General features: G+C 61.1%; 10 protein-coding genes, 1 pseudogene and 1 riboswitch. Of the genes and pseudogenes, 5 read left to right on the forward strand and 6 right to left on the reverse strand.

Annotated features, from left to right (window positions below; genetic code table 11):
- Positions 1–741: 741 nt before the first annotated feature.
- Together PMI11_RS34260 and PMI11_RS34265 are read right to left on the reverse strand one after the other, a co-directional pair.
- On the reverse strand, positions 742–1,809 hold the full coding sequence (locus PMI11_RS34260; RefSeq protein ID WP_007826801.1) for a 3-deoxy-7-phosphoheptulonate synthase: 1,068 nt from the start codon (positions 1,807–1,809) through the stop codon (positions 742–744).
- Between the two features lie 242 nt (positions 1,810–2,051).
- Positions 2,052–3,533: pseudogene (locus tag PMI11_RS34265) on the reverse strand (DHA2 family efflux MFS transporter permease subunit); the annotation flags it as partial.
- Positions 3,534–3,618: 85 nt separating this feature from the next.
- Positions 3,619–3,810: riboswitch (cobalamin riboswitch) on the forward strand.
- Between the two features lie 41 nt (positions 3,811–3,851).
- Between PMI11_RS34265 and bluB the strand changes: the two are divergent.
- On the forward strand, positions 3,852–4,553 hold the full coding sequence (bluB, locus tag PMI11_RS34270) for a 5,6-dimethylbenzimidazole synthase (RefSeq protein ID WP_007826805.1): 702 nt from the start codon (positions 3,852–3,854) through the stop codon (positions 4,551–4,553).
- 17 nt (positions 4,554–4,570) lie between these two features.
- Here bluB and PMI11_RS34275 read toward each other — a convergent pair whose 3' ends face one another.
- Positions 4,571–6,115 carry an MFS transporter gene (locus tag PMI11_RS34275; RefSeq protein ID WP_007826806.1) on the reverse strand — a complete coding sequence of 515 codons (1,545 nt, stop codon included), beginning with the start codon at positions 6,113–6,115 and terminating at the stop codon, positions 4,571–4,573.
- A 134-nt stretch (positions 6,116–6,249) separates the two neighbouring features.
- Here PMI11_RS34275 and PMI11_RS34280 point away from each other — a divergent pair, with 134 nt between their 5' ends.
- On the forward strand, positions 6,250–7,104 hold the full coding sequence (locus PMI11_RS34280) for a LysR family transcriptional regulator (RefSeq protein ID WP_007826808.1): 855 nt from the start codon (positions 6,250–6,252) through the stop codon (positions 7,102–7,104).
- Positions 7,105–7,133: 29 nt separating this feature from the next.
- On the opposite strand, the gene PMI11_RS34285 is transcribed toward PMI11_RS34280, so the two are convergent.
- Positions 7,134–8,216 (reverse strand): DUF2865 domain-containing protein, encoded by a 1,083-nt coding sequence (locus PMI11_RS34285; RefSeq protein ID WP_007826810.1) that lies wholly within the window; start codon positions 8,214–8,216, stop codon positions 7,134–7,136.
- 198 nt (positions 8,217–8,414) lie between these two features.
- Between PMI11_RS34285 and PMI11_RS34290 the strand changes: the two genes are divergently transcribed.
- Positions 8,415–8,948 carry a ribonuclease H family protein gene (locus tag PMI11_RS34290; protein ID WP_037072673.1) on the forward strand — a complete coding sequence of 178 codons (534 nt, stop codon included), beginning with the start codon at positions 8,415–8,417 and terminating at the stop codon, positions 8,946–8,948.
- Between the two features lie 43 nt (positions 8,949–8,991).
- On the opposite strand, the gene PMI11_RS34295 is transcribed toward PMI11_RS34290, so the two are convergent.
- Positions 8,992–11,304 (reverse strand): NADP-dependent malic enzyme, encoded by a 2,313-nt coding sequence (locus PMI11_RS34295; RefSeq protein ID WP_007826814.1) that lies wholly within the window; start codon positions 11,302–11,304, stop codon positions 8,992–8,994.
- 246 nt (positions 11,305–11,550) lie between these two features.
- Between PMI11_RS34295 and PMI11_RS34300 the strand changes: the two genes are divergently transcribed.
- Together PMI11_RS34300 and PMI11_RS34305 are read left to right on the forward strand one after the other, a co-directional pair.
- Complete coding sequence (locus tag PMI11_RS34300) at positions 11,551–12,363, forward strand: UDP-2,3-diacylglucosamine diphosphatase (RefSeq protein WP_007826816.1); 813 nt, start codon at positions 11,551–11,553, stop codon at positions 12,361–12,363.
- A 189-nt stretch (positions 12,364–12,552) separates the two neighbouring features.
- Positions 12,553–13,773: an MFS transporter gene (locus PMI11_RS34305; protein ID WP_007826818.1), complete on the forward strand. Its 1,221-nt coding sequence runs from the start codon at positions 12,553–12,555 to the stop codon at positions 13,771–13,773.
- On the opposite strand, the gene dgcA is transcribed toward PMI11_RS34305, so the two are convergent.
- Positions 13,725–14,708 (reverse strand): N-acetyl-D-Glu racemase DgcA, encoded by a 984-nt coding sequence (gene dgcA / locus PMI11_RS34310; RefSeq protein WP_007826819.1) that lies wholly within the window; start codon positions 14,706–14,708, stop codon positions 13,725–13,727. The two genes, PMI11_RS34305 and dgcA, sit on opposite strands and share 49 nt — an antisense overlap.
- Between the last annotated feature and the right edge of the window lie 83 nt (positions 14,709–14,791).

The raw sequence follows: 14,791 nt of genomic DNA on the forward strand, positions 1-14,791 counted from the left end.
TACTAAGCGGGGACCATTCTTGTAGCCCCAATTATTCGTGGACTTCATCTGGCGCCGGCAGCTCAACGTTCGCGGCATCATGGTCGTAAATCTTTGCGATTTATCGGACGAAAATTGCCACGGCTGAAAGTGTTCTTGGATCGCCTTCATGAACCTTCCATCAACGTTAAAATTCATATGTCGGCGCGAGCCTTGGACGGAAAACGATGCCACAGTGCACTATAGTGCTTCGCTGAAATCCGTATTGCGCTACCGGGCATTTTTCATATCGATGCCCGCAGGATAGTTTTGCTTCGACGAAGCATTAAAATTCAACATAAAACTGGGGCATCTGTGGGATGTAGCCGTGAATAAAATACACCTGATAAGAAAATCAATGATAATGATATTTATCATTTTCTTCATATCATTAAACATTATCATTTGGCCGGTATGGTATTATGGAAACATATATGATGTAATTTCCGATACATTTCAATTCAGGGGACCACTATTTGGAGTTCTTTTGGTAGCCCCGCAAATTTACCCTCTAATTATATTGTCTCTGTTATTGCATTTCCTAAGGAAGAACGAGCGCGCCTTAAAAGAGGCAATGTGGCTCTGGTCAGTGATATTTGTGATCGGATCCGCGTGGACCGCTCTGCTCATCTATGCAATCAACAACGGGTAACCCCCAAAAGGACCACGCCACCGCCCTGCGAATGGGCGGCGGGGTTTACCCGCCGCGACTGATGCAGCGGCTCAAGCCGCGACAGCGGCCTTGCGACGATCGCGGACGGCCTGGGCTAGATTCTCAAGCACGTCGACCGACATGTCCCAGCCGATGCAGCCGTCGGTGATCGACTGGCCGTAGACCAGCGGTTTGCCGGGAACGAGGTCCTGGCGGCCGGCGACGAGATTGCTCTCGATCATCATGCCCTTGATGTGATGGTTGCCGGCGACGATCTGGCCGGCGACGTCTTTCACGACCTTCGGCTGGTTCATCGGGTCCTTGCCGCTGTTGGCGTGGCTGGCATCGATCAGCATGCGCGGGTCGACGCCGAGCTTGACGGCCTCGGCGATGACGGCCTGCACGTCAGCGGCCTCATAGTTCGGCCGCTTGCCGCCGCGCAGGATGATGTGGCAGTCCTCGTTGCCGCGTGTGGAGGCAATCGCTGCCTGTCCGTCCTTGGTCACAGCCGGGAAATGGTGCGGCTGGGAGGCCGCCATGATCGCATCGAGCGCGATGCGCGCGCCGCCATCCGTGCCGTTCTTGAAGCCGATCGGGCAGGAGAGACCCGAGGCAAGCTGACGGTGGATCTGGCTTTCGGTGGTGCGCGCGCCGATGGCGCCGTAGCTGACGAGATCGGCGATATATTGCGGCGTGATCGTGTCGAGGAATTCGCAGCCGGCCGGCAGGCCCATGGCGTTGATGTCGAGCAGCAGCTGGCGGGCAAGGCGCAGGCCTTCCTCGATGCGGTAGCTGCCGTCGAGATGCGGGTCGTTCATCAGGCCCTTCCAGCCGACGGTGGTGCGGGGCTTTTCGAAATAGACGCGCATGACGATTTCGAGGTCGCCTGACAGGCGTCGTCGCTGTTCGACAAGCCGGGATGCGTATTCGCGGGCGGCTGCCGGATCGTGGATCGAGCAGGGGCCGATGACCACCAGCTGGCGATCGTCTTTACCGGTCAGGATATTGTGGATCGTGTCGCGTGTGCTGGTCACGGTCTGAGTGACCGCGCGGTCACGCGGGATTTCCTTGATAATGTCGGCAGGTTTGGTCAACGGGGTGATCTCGACGATGCGCAGATCATCAATGGTGTCAGTCACGGTATGCTCTCCTGTTTGGTCATACCGTGGCGGAACAAAAAAGCCGCCAGGTTGACTAGCGGCTGTTCGGGTGTGTCGTCGCGTTAGTTTCGGTTACGCACAGACCCGCATCCGCTGGAAGCAGCGGTACGAATAAAATCGCGATGCGTAAACGGACGAAATCGACATGCAGGCTATGTAGCTATGCCGATCGGAATTGTCACGTGGAATCTGTGAGGAAAAACGACAGATCCGTGAAGTTTTCAGCGGCTCTCGGCCATTGCCTGTCCTTGGGCCTCTTTCGGTTCTGCCGCCTCGGCATGTCTGTTCTTGTGGCGGCGTGTCGTCAGTTCTTCGCCGGCATTGGCAGGCAGGCGCAGGAAGGTGATGCAGGCAAGTGCTGATATCGCGGCCACGATGAAGAAGGCGATATGGAAATCCGAGACCAAAAGCTTGCCGCCGTGGAAGCTCGAGGAGATTTCCAGGATCGTGCCGGCGACGGCAACGCCCATGGCCATGGAGATGCGCTGCGCTACCGCATTGATGGCGGTTGCCTGGCTGCTGTCGGCCTCGTCCACATCGCCGAAGGCCATGGCGTTGACGCCGGAAAAGGCCATGGAGCGCAGAAGGCCGCCGACGAGAAGACAGCCCATGATGACGTACATCGGCGTTTCCGCGGTGAAGAAGCCGTTCACGCCGAGGAAGATCGCTGCGAGGAAGGTCGTCAGCGCAATGACGTTGCGGAAGCCGAAGGCGTTATAGGTGCGGGTAGCCGCAAATTTCGAGCCCATGGAGCCAAGAGCGCTGATGAAGGTGATCGAGCCGGATTGGAGCGGCGTCAGGCCGAAGCCGAGCTGCAGCATCAGCGGCATGAGGAAGGGCAGCGCGCCGAGGCCCATGCGGAAATTCGAGGCGCCGAGGATCGCCGCCCGGAACATCGGGTAACGAAACATCTTGGGATCGAGCAGCGGGTGCGGCGTGCGCCTGGCATGCACGAAATAGAGAATGCCGGAGAGGACGCCGACGGCGACAGTGACATAGCCGTAGATGACGGGAACGGCGGGCAGACTGATGACCGAGAGGCCGAAGACGAAACCGGCAAAGCCGATACCCGACAGGAAGAAGCCCGGAAAATCCATCGGCTTCGGGCTGCGCGGCTCGACGACCGGCAGGAAACGGGTGACGAGGACGATGCCGATAATGCCGATTGGCACATTGATCCAGAAGATCCAGTGCCAGCTTAGATAGGTTGTCAGGAAGCCGCCAATCGGCGGGCCCATGATCGGGCCGATCAGCGCCGGAATGGTCAACCATGCCATGGCATTCACCAGCTGGTGACGTGGCGTGCCGCGCACCAGGAGCAATCGCCCGACCGGCGTCATCATCGAGCCGCCAGCGCCCTGGATGAGGCGGGAGATGACGAAGGCGGCGATGGAATTGGAGAATGCGCAGGCGACCGAGCCGACCATGAAGACGAAGATCGCCAGGCGGAAGATTTTGCGTGCACCGAAGCGATCCGACATCCAGCCGCTGATCGGAATGAAGATTGCGAGCGCCACGAGGTAGCTCGTTACCGCAAGTTTCAGCGCGATCGGCGAGGTGCCGATATCGGAGGCAATGGCCGGCAGGCTGGTGGCGATCACGGTCGAATCCATCTGCTCCATGAACAGGGCGACCGCAAGGATCATTGGTGTTAGGCGGGACACGGGCAACCGGAAGGCAATGAGAGAGGATTCGGCGCCAGCGGCGTCGGGTCTCGTTCTAGGCCAGCATTTTCAGCCTGTCCACGAAATGAATGTCGCATGCAGCTTGCCGCCATGCCGTTTCCGCGCCATAGATCACCCGTCAGGTGCCCGCTTTCATAAGCGGGAGAATCGGGAATCCGGTGCAAGACCGGAACGTGCCCAACGCTGTAAGGCCGACGCTTGCCGCATAGAATGCCACTGGCCGCAAGGCCGGGAAGGCTGCGGCCAAGCGGATGACGCCAAAGTCAGAAGACCGGCCTGGCAAGATAGACCCAACCCGCGCGGACGGCGGGCGGTTGCGTTGTTGGGGATTTGACGATGCGACCCATTGATGATGCCGTTTGCCCGGCATCCAGCTTTTCTGCGGCCGAACGCGAGGCCGTCTATCACGCCATCATGACGCGGCGTGACGTGCGCAGCCAGTTCCTGCCCGATCCCTTGCCGGATGATCTGGTGACGCGTCTTTTGACCGCCGCGCATCACGCGCCCTCGGTCGGCTTCATGCAGCCATGGAATTTCATTCTGGTGAAGAGCGTCGAGGTGAGGGCGCGGGTACGCGATGCCTTCCTCAAGGCGAATGAAGAAGCGGCCCGCATGTTCGACGGCGAGCGGCAGGAACAATACCGTTCGCTGAAGCTCGAAGGAATCGTCCAGGCGCCGCTCGGCATCTGCGTGACCTGCGATCCGACCCGCAGCGGCAGCGTGGTGCTGGGTCGTACCCACAATCCGCGCATGGATAGCTATTCCACCGCCTGCGCCATCCAGAACCTGTGGCTTGCGGCACGAGCCGAAGGCGTGGGCATCGGCTGGGTCAGCATTTTTCGCGAGGGTGACCTGAAGGAGATCCTCGGCATTCCCGATCATATTGAGGTCGTCGCCTGGCTCTGCGCCGGCTTCGTCGACCGGCTCTATGATAAGCCGGAACTGGCGGTCAAAGGCTGGCGGCAGCGGGTGGCGCTGGAAGAGCTGGTTTTCCATGACGGCTGGGGGCAGGTGGAAAGCGAGGCCGCGCCGGTTTGAGCTGGCGCGGGTGTGCGTCACTCGGCCGGCTGGGTGCTGCAATCCTTGGCGCAGGCCGGTGTCCTCCAATGGCCAAAGGTGAGGAAGCTCGCAGCAGCGAGAAGCCAGACGCCGATCGCTCCATAGAGCATGACGCCGCCGAAGCCTGCGACCAGCGCACCATGCACCGTCTCGGCAGGAATATCAGGCAGAGCGGCGATGTTGCCGGCGGAGATCCGTTCGGCAAGCGGGCGTAGATCGCCGGCATCGATCGAGTTCGGCAAGGCGCTCCTTAGATGGGAGAGCACGCCGCTGAACAGGATGAAGCCCATGACGGCGATGTTGATGGCGAGCGAGATCATCCGGGCGCTCATGTCGATGCCGGAGGCCATGCCGGCGCGATCGCTGGAAACCGCACCGGTTGTCGTGTTGGTGACCGGCGTGTTGGTGAAGCCAAGCCCGATGCCGGCAAGCAGCGCGCCGGGCAGCATCGTCAGCCAGCTTGCCGCGGCGGCGGCACTGCCTGACTTCATCAGCAGGAAGCCGAGCCCGATGGTGAAAAGGCCGCCGGGAATGATGATGCCCGGCCGGTAGCGCAGCATGAGCCGTTCGGCAAGCGGCGGCACGACGAGCGTCGGCAGCGTATAGGCAAGCAGCGCCAGACCCGCGGCCACACTGCCATAGCCGAGACCGGCTTCATACCAGATCGGCAGATAGATCATGAAGGGCCAGAAGCTGATATTCATGGCAGCCGAGCCGATGATGGCACCCGAGAAGGCGCGAATGCCGAAGACTGAAGCATCGAACATCGGTCGCGGGTTCAGCCTCTCGGCAATGACGAAGGCGACGAGGCTTGCCGCGGCAAGTCCGACAATGCCAAGTGCTGCAGGGCTGGCAAAGCCGAGAGCCGGACCCTGGGTGATGAAGTAAGCGAGGCAGAAGACCGCCAGCGAAAGGGTGGCAATGCCGGCCATATCGAGCCGTCCTGCAGCGGGGTCACGCGATTCCTCAACGCCCGTTACGGCAAGCGTTACCGTCACGGCTGCCAGCACGGCATGGATGAGGAACACCCATTGCCAGCCGGCCGCCGCAACGATCGCAACGCCGATGATCGGGCCGAAGCCAAGGCCAATGCCGAAGATGATGCCCCACCAGCCGAAGGCGATGCTGCGGGCGCGGCCTTCCCGAAATTGATGAGAGAGGACAGCCACCTGGCAAATCAGCATCACGCCGCCGCTCATGCCCTGCAGAAAGCGGGAAACGATCAGCAGCGAAACATCCTGAGCAAGGCCGGCAATCAGTGAGGTGAGGCCAAAGGCGGCAATGCCGATCAGGAAGACGCGCTTGCGGCCGTAGCGATCGGCCAATGTGCCTGCCGCCATCAGCACCGTCGTCACGGCGATCGTATAGGCATTCATGATCCATTGCAGCGCGCTGAAATCGGCATGCAGCACCTTTTCCAGCGTCGGCAGGATTGCGGGTACGCTCGATATTTCAAGGCCGAACATCAGTGAGGAGAGGCAGGCCGCCATCAGGGCGATGATGCCTCTGATACGTGAGGATGGAGGGGAGGCAGAGATCATGCTTTGGCCTTTCGACGTTGAGACATAGAACGGTGACATCCGTTGTTGTCCATTTGCGTCAGCATAAGCAGAGCTTGATCATTACAGAATTGGATGATTGAATATTTCAGACACAACAATTTCGGATAGATCCAATGACCATGCTCGATGTCGATTCCGTTCAGGCTTTCGTGACGATCGCCGAGAACAAGAGCTTCACCCGCGCTGCCAGTGAGCTCGGCAGCACGCAAGGGGCGATCAGCGTCAAGCTCAAACGGCTGGAGGAGCGGCTCGGCCATCGGCTGATCGAACGCACGCCGCGGCTGGTGCGGCTTTCGGCACAGGGGGCGGTATTTCTTGATGCCGCACGGGAATTCCTCGCTGCCCATGACCGGGCGATCGAAGCACTTTCCTCGTCGCGCCGTCGTTTCAGACTGGGCATTGCGGCCCATGTCGCCGGCCCGGAAGTGCCGACGCTGCTTGCGCGCCTCAATGCCCATGATCCGGGGCTGACAATCGAGGTCCGGCTCGACAATTCCTGCGAGTTGCTTGCCGCCTTCGATCGCGGCGACCTGGATGCGGCGATCGTCCGTCGGGACGAGGACCGGCGCGATGGCGAGGTTCTGGCACCGGAGCATTTCGGCTGGTTTGCAACGCCGCAATTCGAATATCGCCGCGGCGAACCGCTGCGTCTTGCAGCACTGTCGCCCAACTGCAAGGTGCGGGATGTCTGCACCCGGGCGCTCGATGCGGCAGGCATTCCCTGGGCGGAAGTCTTCCTCGGCGGCGGCTCTTCGGCTGTGACAGCAGCCGTTTCGGCCGGGCTTGCCGTCTCGACCTTCTCCTATCGTCTGGCGCCTGTCGGCACGGTCGAGGTCAGCGAGCGCTTCGGCCTGCCGGCGCTGCCATCCTCCGAGGTCGTGCTGCATTCGACACTGACGGACGCCAAATCGCGTGCGGCCCTGCGCACATTGGCGGCAGCCTTCAGAGAACATCGCTCGTCAAACTGAAGACGCGATTTCGACTGCCGCTATCGTGGTTATTGCTGTTGTTGGGGCTGCGGGCCTGATGTCGCCGGATTGGTGAGATCGATCTTGCCCTGATCGCCGGCCAGAAATTGCGGGCCGACCTGGCGCACCTTGTTGCTGGCGGGGTCGTAGGGACGATCCGGCACCTGCGCCTGCGGGGCGGGCGGGGCGCTTGCGGCCTTCGGTGCTTCCGTATGGATCGTGGTGATCGAACCCTTCGGCTCAGGCGCCGGTGCATAGGCTGCCTGGCTCCTGCGCATTTCCTCGTAATAGGCGGTCAGATTGCAGGAGCAGGCGGATTTTTCGCCGGGCGCGCGGGTCTTGTAGGCAAAGGCGTTCTTCATCGCGCCATAGGGGGCGCCCGTTGCCGTCGAGATCATGTTCGAGGCGTCGGCGCTGGAGATGTCGCGGTAATAGAGCTCCGTCTCCACACCAGGGCACATCTTGGCGCAGGTCGCGGCATCGCGGCCGAAATCGACCGAGGTTGCGTTATTGCTGATCGGGAAGAAGCCGCCGTCGCAGGTACGAACGCAGATGGTGCTGACGGGCGAGAGCATTTCCGCCCGCGGCAGGCCGTAACGCTCACCACCGCCGAGGGGAATGAAGGTATCGCCGCGCATCGCCTGCTCCTCGATGGAAGGAGCGGGCGCATAGGCATCGTCTTGCGCGGATTCTGTAAAGCTGTCGCTGTTGCAGCCATTGTCTTCGAGGGCCGCCATCAGCCCCTCGCGGGCCGGATCGGAACCACCCTGGCGCAGTTCATTGCGACGGTCCTGCAGGTAGCGGATATTGTCCACCATCTTGGCTTCGGACTGCTCAAGCTCTCCACAGAAGCCGGCATTTTCGCCGCCGACGACGACCATGCTGCCCGACGTGCAGCCGTAGCGGCGCAGATCGCCGCGCACCTTGCGCAATTCCAGGTTCTGTTCGGCAAGCGCGCCCGCATATTGGCGCATCTCGGCACCATTCGTGCCGATCGATTGCGGCAGATCGGCAAGACGCCCGCGCAGATCCTCGCAGATCGCTTTGGTTTCAGCCGCTGCCGGAACCGCGAATGCCAGAAAGAAGACGAGATACAGGTTTCGGCGCTTCACGACGTCGTCCCGGAATGAGAAAAAGCATCTATCGGTGAATGCGGCTTCAATCCACCGCGCTTTGTCTTAACGTATTTCCCTTAATAAGCTCGCAGTAATTCCTAGCGCATTTTTGCGATCTTATCCAGCAAGCCTAACGCTTCCATCCCTTCGCCCCTGCAATCACGCTCGGAACACGTTGATAGCTAGATGACTGATATGCCAGGCATTTCCGACGAAATCCGCTCCGCCGAAACCACATCGGGAATACCGGAAGCACGGCACGGCCTTCACGTTTTCGTGGACGGTTGTTATGAGCCCGGTTCGCGACACGGCGGGTGGGCCTTCGTCGCCTATCGCGATGGTGTGGAAATCTCATCCGGTTTCGGAGGCGTAGAAGATTCCGCCAACAATGCGATGGAACTGACTGCGGTGCTTGAAGCGGCAATCTGGATCAGTCGCACAGCAGAGGACGCAACAGCGGTCATCTGGTCCGATTCCGTCTATGCCGTCGAAGGCTGCAACAGCTGGCGTCCTATCTGGAGGAACAATGGCTGGAAGAAAAGCAATCCGGGTGGCAGGGCCAGAAACCGGGCAATATCAGATGCGGAACTCTGGAAAGCCGTCGATATCGCGCTATCCCAGAATCCATCGATAGCGATTGCCTGGTGCAAGGGCCATTCCGGCATTGAAGGTAACGAACGCGCCGATGAGCTTTCGGATCAGGGACGCCGATCAATATGGCGTGCCTGATCCAGATGCCAACGGCCTTCGCTTCGCAGACGGCCGGCGCGGCTTACGCCGGCTGCGATGCCTCGACAACAGCAAGCGCTGCCATGTTGACCACGCCGCGAGACGTGACCGACGGCGCCAGGATATGGGCCGGCATCGCCGTGCCGAGCAGGATCGGGCCGACATGCAGGCCGTCGGTCATCGACTTTACGACGCCGAGCGTGATGTTGGCCGCATCGAGGTTCGGGAAGACCAGCAGGTTGGCTTCGTCATGCAGTGTCGTGTGCGGCATGACACGGCGGCGAAGCTCCTCGGAGATCGCGCTTTCGCCGTGCATTTCGCCGTCGACCTCGAGATCGGGAGCCGCTTCACGCACCAGCTGCAGCGCATTGCGCATCTTGGTGGCGCTTTCGGATTCGCGCGAGCCGAAGTTCGAATGCGAGACAAGGGCGGCTCGCGGGGTGATGCCGAAGCGCTTGATTTCCTCTGATGCCAGAACCGTCGCCTCGGCGATTTCCTCGGCCGTCGGATTGAAGGTCACGTAGGTGTCGGTGAAGAAGGTCGCGCCGCGCTGCGAAATCAACAGGCTGAGTGCGGAAAAGTCGCGCACGTTCGGGCGCTTGCCGATGATCTGGCGCACATCGCGCAGGTGTTTCTCGTAACGGCCTTCAAGGCCGCAGATCAGCGCATCGGCTTCACCGCGCTTCAGCGCCAGCGCGCCGATGACGGTCGTGTTGGTACGCACGATGGTGCGGGCTGCTTCCGGGATGACGCCGCGGCGGCCGACGAGCTGCAGATAGAGATCGACATATTCGCGGAAGCGCGGATCGTCCTCGGGGTTGATGACCTCGAAATCCGACAGAGGGCGAATGCGCAGGCCGTAACGCTTCAGGCGCGTCTCGATGACCTGCGGGCGACCGATGATGATCGGCTCGGCAATGCCTTCTTCGATCAGCACCTGGGCGGCGCGCAGCACGCGCTCGTCTTCGCCTTCGGAGAAGATGACGCGCTTGCGCTCTGCCGTCTTTGCCGCCGTGAAGATCGGCTTCATGATGAAGCCGGAGCGGAAGACGAAGCGGTTCAGCTGGTCGAGATAGACATCGAAATCGGTAATCGGCCGGCGGGCAACGCCGCTTTCGGCAGCAGCCTTGGCGACCGCAGGCGCGATGCGCAGGATGAGGCGCGGATCGAAGGGCGAAGGGATGAGATAGTCGGGGCCGAAGACCGGGGTTTCACCGGAATAGGCGCGGGCAGCAACATCCGACGGCTCCTCGCGGGCAAGGGCCGCGATGGCGCGCACGGCCGCCATCTTCATTTCCTCGTTGATCGTCTCAGCGCCACAGTCCAGCGCACCCCTGAAAATATAGGGGAAGCAGAGGACGTTATTGACCTGGTTCGGGAAGTCGGAGCGGCCGGTGCAGATCATCGCGTCCGGGCGGGCAGCACGGGCGAGATCCGGCATGATTTCCGGCGTCGGGTTGGCGAGCGCCATGATGAGCGGCTTGTCGGCCATCTGCGCCAGCAGTTCCGGCTTCAGCACGCCGGCAGCCGAGAGACCAAGAAAGACATCGGCACCGCCGATATTTTCGGCGAGCGTGCGCGTGTCGCTCTTCTGGGCGTAGATCGCCTTCCACTCGTCCATCAGCTCGACGCGGCCTTCATAGACGAGGCCTTCGAGATCGTGGACCCAGATGTTTTCGCGCTTGGCGCCGAGCGTCACAAGCAGGTTGAGACAGGCGAGGGCTGCCGCACCGGCGCCTGAGGCAACGATCTTGACCTCGTCGATCTTCTTGCCGGCAAGTTCCAGGCCGTTGAGGATGGCGGCTGCGACGATGATTGCGGTGCCGTGCTGGTCATCGTGGAAGACCGGGATCTTCATCTTTTCGCGCAGCTGCTTCTCGATGCGGAAGCATTCAGGGGCCTTGATGTCTTCAAGGTTGATGCCGCCAAAGGTCGGCTCGAGCGAGGCGACGGTAGCGACCATCTGGTCGACATCTGGCGCATCCACTTCGATATCGAAGACGTCGATGCCGGCGAATTTCTTGAAGAGGACGGCCTTGCCTTCCATGACCGGCTTGGAGGCGAGCGGGCCGATGTTGCCGAGGCCGAGCACGGCGGTGCCGTTGGAGATGACGGCAACGAGATTGGCGCGGGACGTATAGTCGGCGGCCTGCTCCGGATTGTCACGGATGGCGAGGCAGGGAGCGGCGACACCAGGAGAATAGGCGAGCGCCAGATCGCGCTGGTTGCCGAGCGGCTTGGTCGCCTGGATTTCCAGCTTGCCGGGGCGCGGATAGCGGTGGAAGAAAAGCGCCTGCTCGTCGAGACTGCCGCCTGTCAAATTCTTTTCCGATTTGGATTTTTCCTGGTGATCCATCGCCGCCTCCAGCGTTGTTCGAAGTCTTTTGAAGACTCCTCCATACATCAATCGCCCGGCCGGAACAGTATGGAAATGGCCGCAGCGGAACTTTTTGACCTGATGGTAACGGGGAAGGCTCTAACCGGTGGATTGAACGGCTTTGCAGGGCTTTCCTGCGGTTTGTCATCTTCCTGATACACGAGTCTGATTTTGGAAGACCAGACGAAGAACGATGGGACACGAGCGGAAAGGCTTGTGACAGACATGATGGAACCTCGGCGCTTCCGCACCCTCTTCATTTCCGATGTGCATCTCGGCTCGAAGGCCGCCAAGGCGGATTTCCTGCTGGATTTCCTGAAATACCACGAGGCAGATACGATCTACCTCGTCGGCGACATCGTCGATGGCTGGCGCCTGAAGCGCAGCTGGTACTGGCCGCAGGTCTGCAACGACGTGGTCCAGAAGCTCTTGCGCAAGGCGCGCAAGGGCACGCGCGTCGTCTATATCCCCGGCAATCACGACGAATTCCTGCGCGCCTTTCCGGGCATGCATTTCGGCGGCATCGAGGTCGTCGACCGCATCGTCCATGACGGCGCCGACGGCAAGAAGTATCTGATCCTGCACGGCGACGAATTCGACGTCGTCGTGCGCAACGCCCGGCTGCTCGCCTATCTCGGCGACTGGGCCTACGACATGGCGATCCGCATCAACATCGTGCTCGCAGCGGTCCGCCGCCGCCTCGGCATGCCCTACTGGTCCTTCTCGGCCTGGGCCAAGCTGCAGGTCAAACACGCCGTCAACTTCATCGGCGAGTTCCAGCGCGTGGTTGCCGAAGAGGCCCGCAAAAGCGGTGCCGACGGCGTCATCTGTGGCCATATCCATCACGCCGTGATCGAGGATCTCGACGGGATCCGTTACATCAACACCGGCGACTGGGTCGAAAGCTGCACAGCGATCGTCGAGCATGAAGACGGCAGGTTCGAACTCATCACCTGGCGTGCGCTGACCAGCAATGTGCCGGCACTGACCTCTCTCGAATTGCTTGAAGAGGGCGATCTTGCCCCGCAGGCTGCCTGAATAATGTGTGCGTACCGCACCGGCCTAGCCGGTGCATCATGAATTTAGCCGTTGCCACCAGGCGACAGGCCCAATTTATTTTTTAAATCGTTTCGATTTCTATCCGTATCGTTTCGATCGGGCCATTTCTCGCCATAGTCGTGTTTGATTGGATGTGTTAGGCAACGCATAGTTTCCTTCAGGTCCATCATGATTCCCGCACAAAATCCCTCGACGGGTGAGGGAGCGCCGCCGCGTTTCCGGCTGCTCAGCGCGCTTTGTTACAGCGCGCCGCTGCTGGTCAACGGTATCGTCCTGCCCTTCTTCCCCGTCTGGCTTGCGACTCACCAGTTCAACGATCATCAGATCGGCACGATCCTCGCCGTGCCGATGGTGGTGCGCGTTCTCGTGGCGCCAATCGTGGCGGTCTTTGCCGACCGCATGCAGGAGCGGGCGCATGTGCTCCTATGGTCGGGCATGCTCTCGCTGCTGACGGCCATCGCGCTCTACTGGACGAGCAATTTCTGGCCGGTGCTGATCGTCTTTGCGCTGCAGGGCGCGACCTTCGCCCCTTATGTGCCTGTCGTCGAATCGATCGTGATTTCGGGCGTGCGCCGCTGGGGGCTCGATTACGGCTCCATGCGCGTCTGGGGCTCGATCGCTTTCATTATTTCGACGCTCACCGGCGGCGAGTTGGTCGGCCGCTGGGGTGGCGGCATGGTGCTGCCCGTGATGATCTTCGGCTTCGTGCTGACCATTACGATGGCGGTCTTCTGTCCGCGCATCGGGCCGACGCGGCGGCGCGGCCAGCCGATCAATCTTCCGGCGACCACAGGCAGCGGGCTGCGCGAGCCGCATCTGCTGCTTTTGCTGCTCGGCGTTTCGATCCAGCAGTCAAGCCATGCGCTGCTCAACGCCTTTTCCTCGATCTACTGGCATCAACTCGGCTTTTCAGGCACCGAAGTCGGCATGCTCTGGAGTGCCGGTGTGGCCTCTGAGGTGACGGTATTCTTCCTGTCGCGGCGCCTCAACCGCCGCTTCAACGCCTGGACGCTGATCCGCTTCGGCTGCGCCGTCAGCATCTGCCGCTGGGTGTTCTTCCCGACGGAGACGAGCTTTATCGGCTTCTTCATGCTGCAATGCCTGCACGGCTTCACCTATGCCTTCGTGCATACCGGCGTGCAGCGGCGCATCGTCGCCACGGTGCAGGAGACGCAGGAAGCCTCGGCCCAAGGTGCCTATTTCTTCTATATCGGCATGGCCTCGGGCCTGATGACGATCGCTTCGGGCTATATCTATTCCGCGCTCGGCCTCGACAGCTATTATGTCATGGCCTGTGTCGCCGCCTTCGGGCTCGCCCTTGTCATCATCGCCTATTACCTTCAGCCCCAGAGGCTGGCTTCCGGCGGAAATACGAGAGAACCGGCATAATTCAGGCCGGGCTCGCGGTCGCGGGTCAGCAGCAGCGGACCGTCGAGGTCGACGAAATCTGCGTCCTGCGCCAGAAGCACGGCAGGCGCCATCGCAAGCGAGGTGCCGACCATGCAGCCGATCATGATCGAGAAGCCGAGCCGCTGTGCTTCCTCCTTCATTTCCAGCGCTTCCGTCAGGCCACCGGTTTTATCGAGCTTGATGTTGATTGCGTCGTAGCGATCGGCAAGGCTTGCAAGGTCGCCAGTGTGGTGGACGCTTTCATCGGCACAGATGAGCACATGGCGGGCAATCTCGGCCAGCATGTCGTCGCGTCCGGCCGGCAGCGGCTGCTCCACCAGCGCGATATTGGCTTCGGCAGCAATGCGCAGGTAATGTTCCAGCCGGTCTTCCGGCCAGCCTTCATTGGCATCGAGAATGATGGCGGAATCAGGCGCGGCAGCGCGCACCGCCCGAATGCGGCTCTCGTCATCGTCAGTGCCGACCTTGACCTTCAGGAGCGGGCGCTGCGCATGTTCGTGGGCCTGGGCCGCCATGACATCGGGTTCGCCGAGCGAGATCGTATAGGCCGTGGTCAGCGGCTTCAGCTTGCGCAGATCGAGACGCGAGGCGACGCTCTTGCCTGACAGTTTGGCTTCGAGATCCCACAGCGCGCAATCGACAGCGTTGCGGGCCGCTCCCGGCGGCATGGCACGCAGCAATCCGGCCCGCGAAATGCCGTCCTCGATCAGCGGGCGGGCCGCTTCGATCTGCGCCATCACGCTTTCCATCGTCTCGCCGTAGCGGCGGTAGGGCACACATTCGCCCAAACCCCTGGCACCTGATTCTGTCAACATGCAGGTGATCACGTCCGCCGAGGTCTTTGCCCCGCGCGAGATGGTGAAAGTGCCCGCAATCGGGAACGAATTCATCTGGATATCAAGGTGGCGCGGCATATTTGCTCTCCTGCGAGCATGGAAATTGCCCGTTCGTTCTGTATATTAACGCGCCGGGCGGCGAATATCACGTTCGCGAGTCG

Source organism: Rhizobium sp. CF142 (genome assembly GCF_000281145.1).
In the GTDB taxonomy this organism is placed as follows: domain Bacteria; phylum Pseudomonadota; class Alphaproteobacteria; order Rhizobiales; family Rhizobiaceae; genus Rhizobium.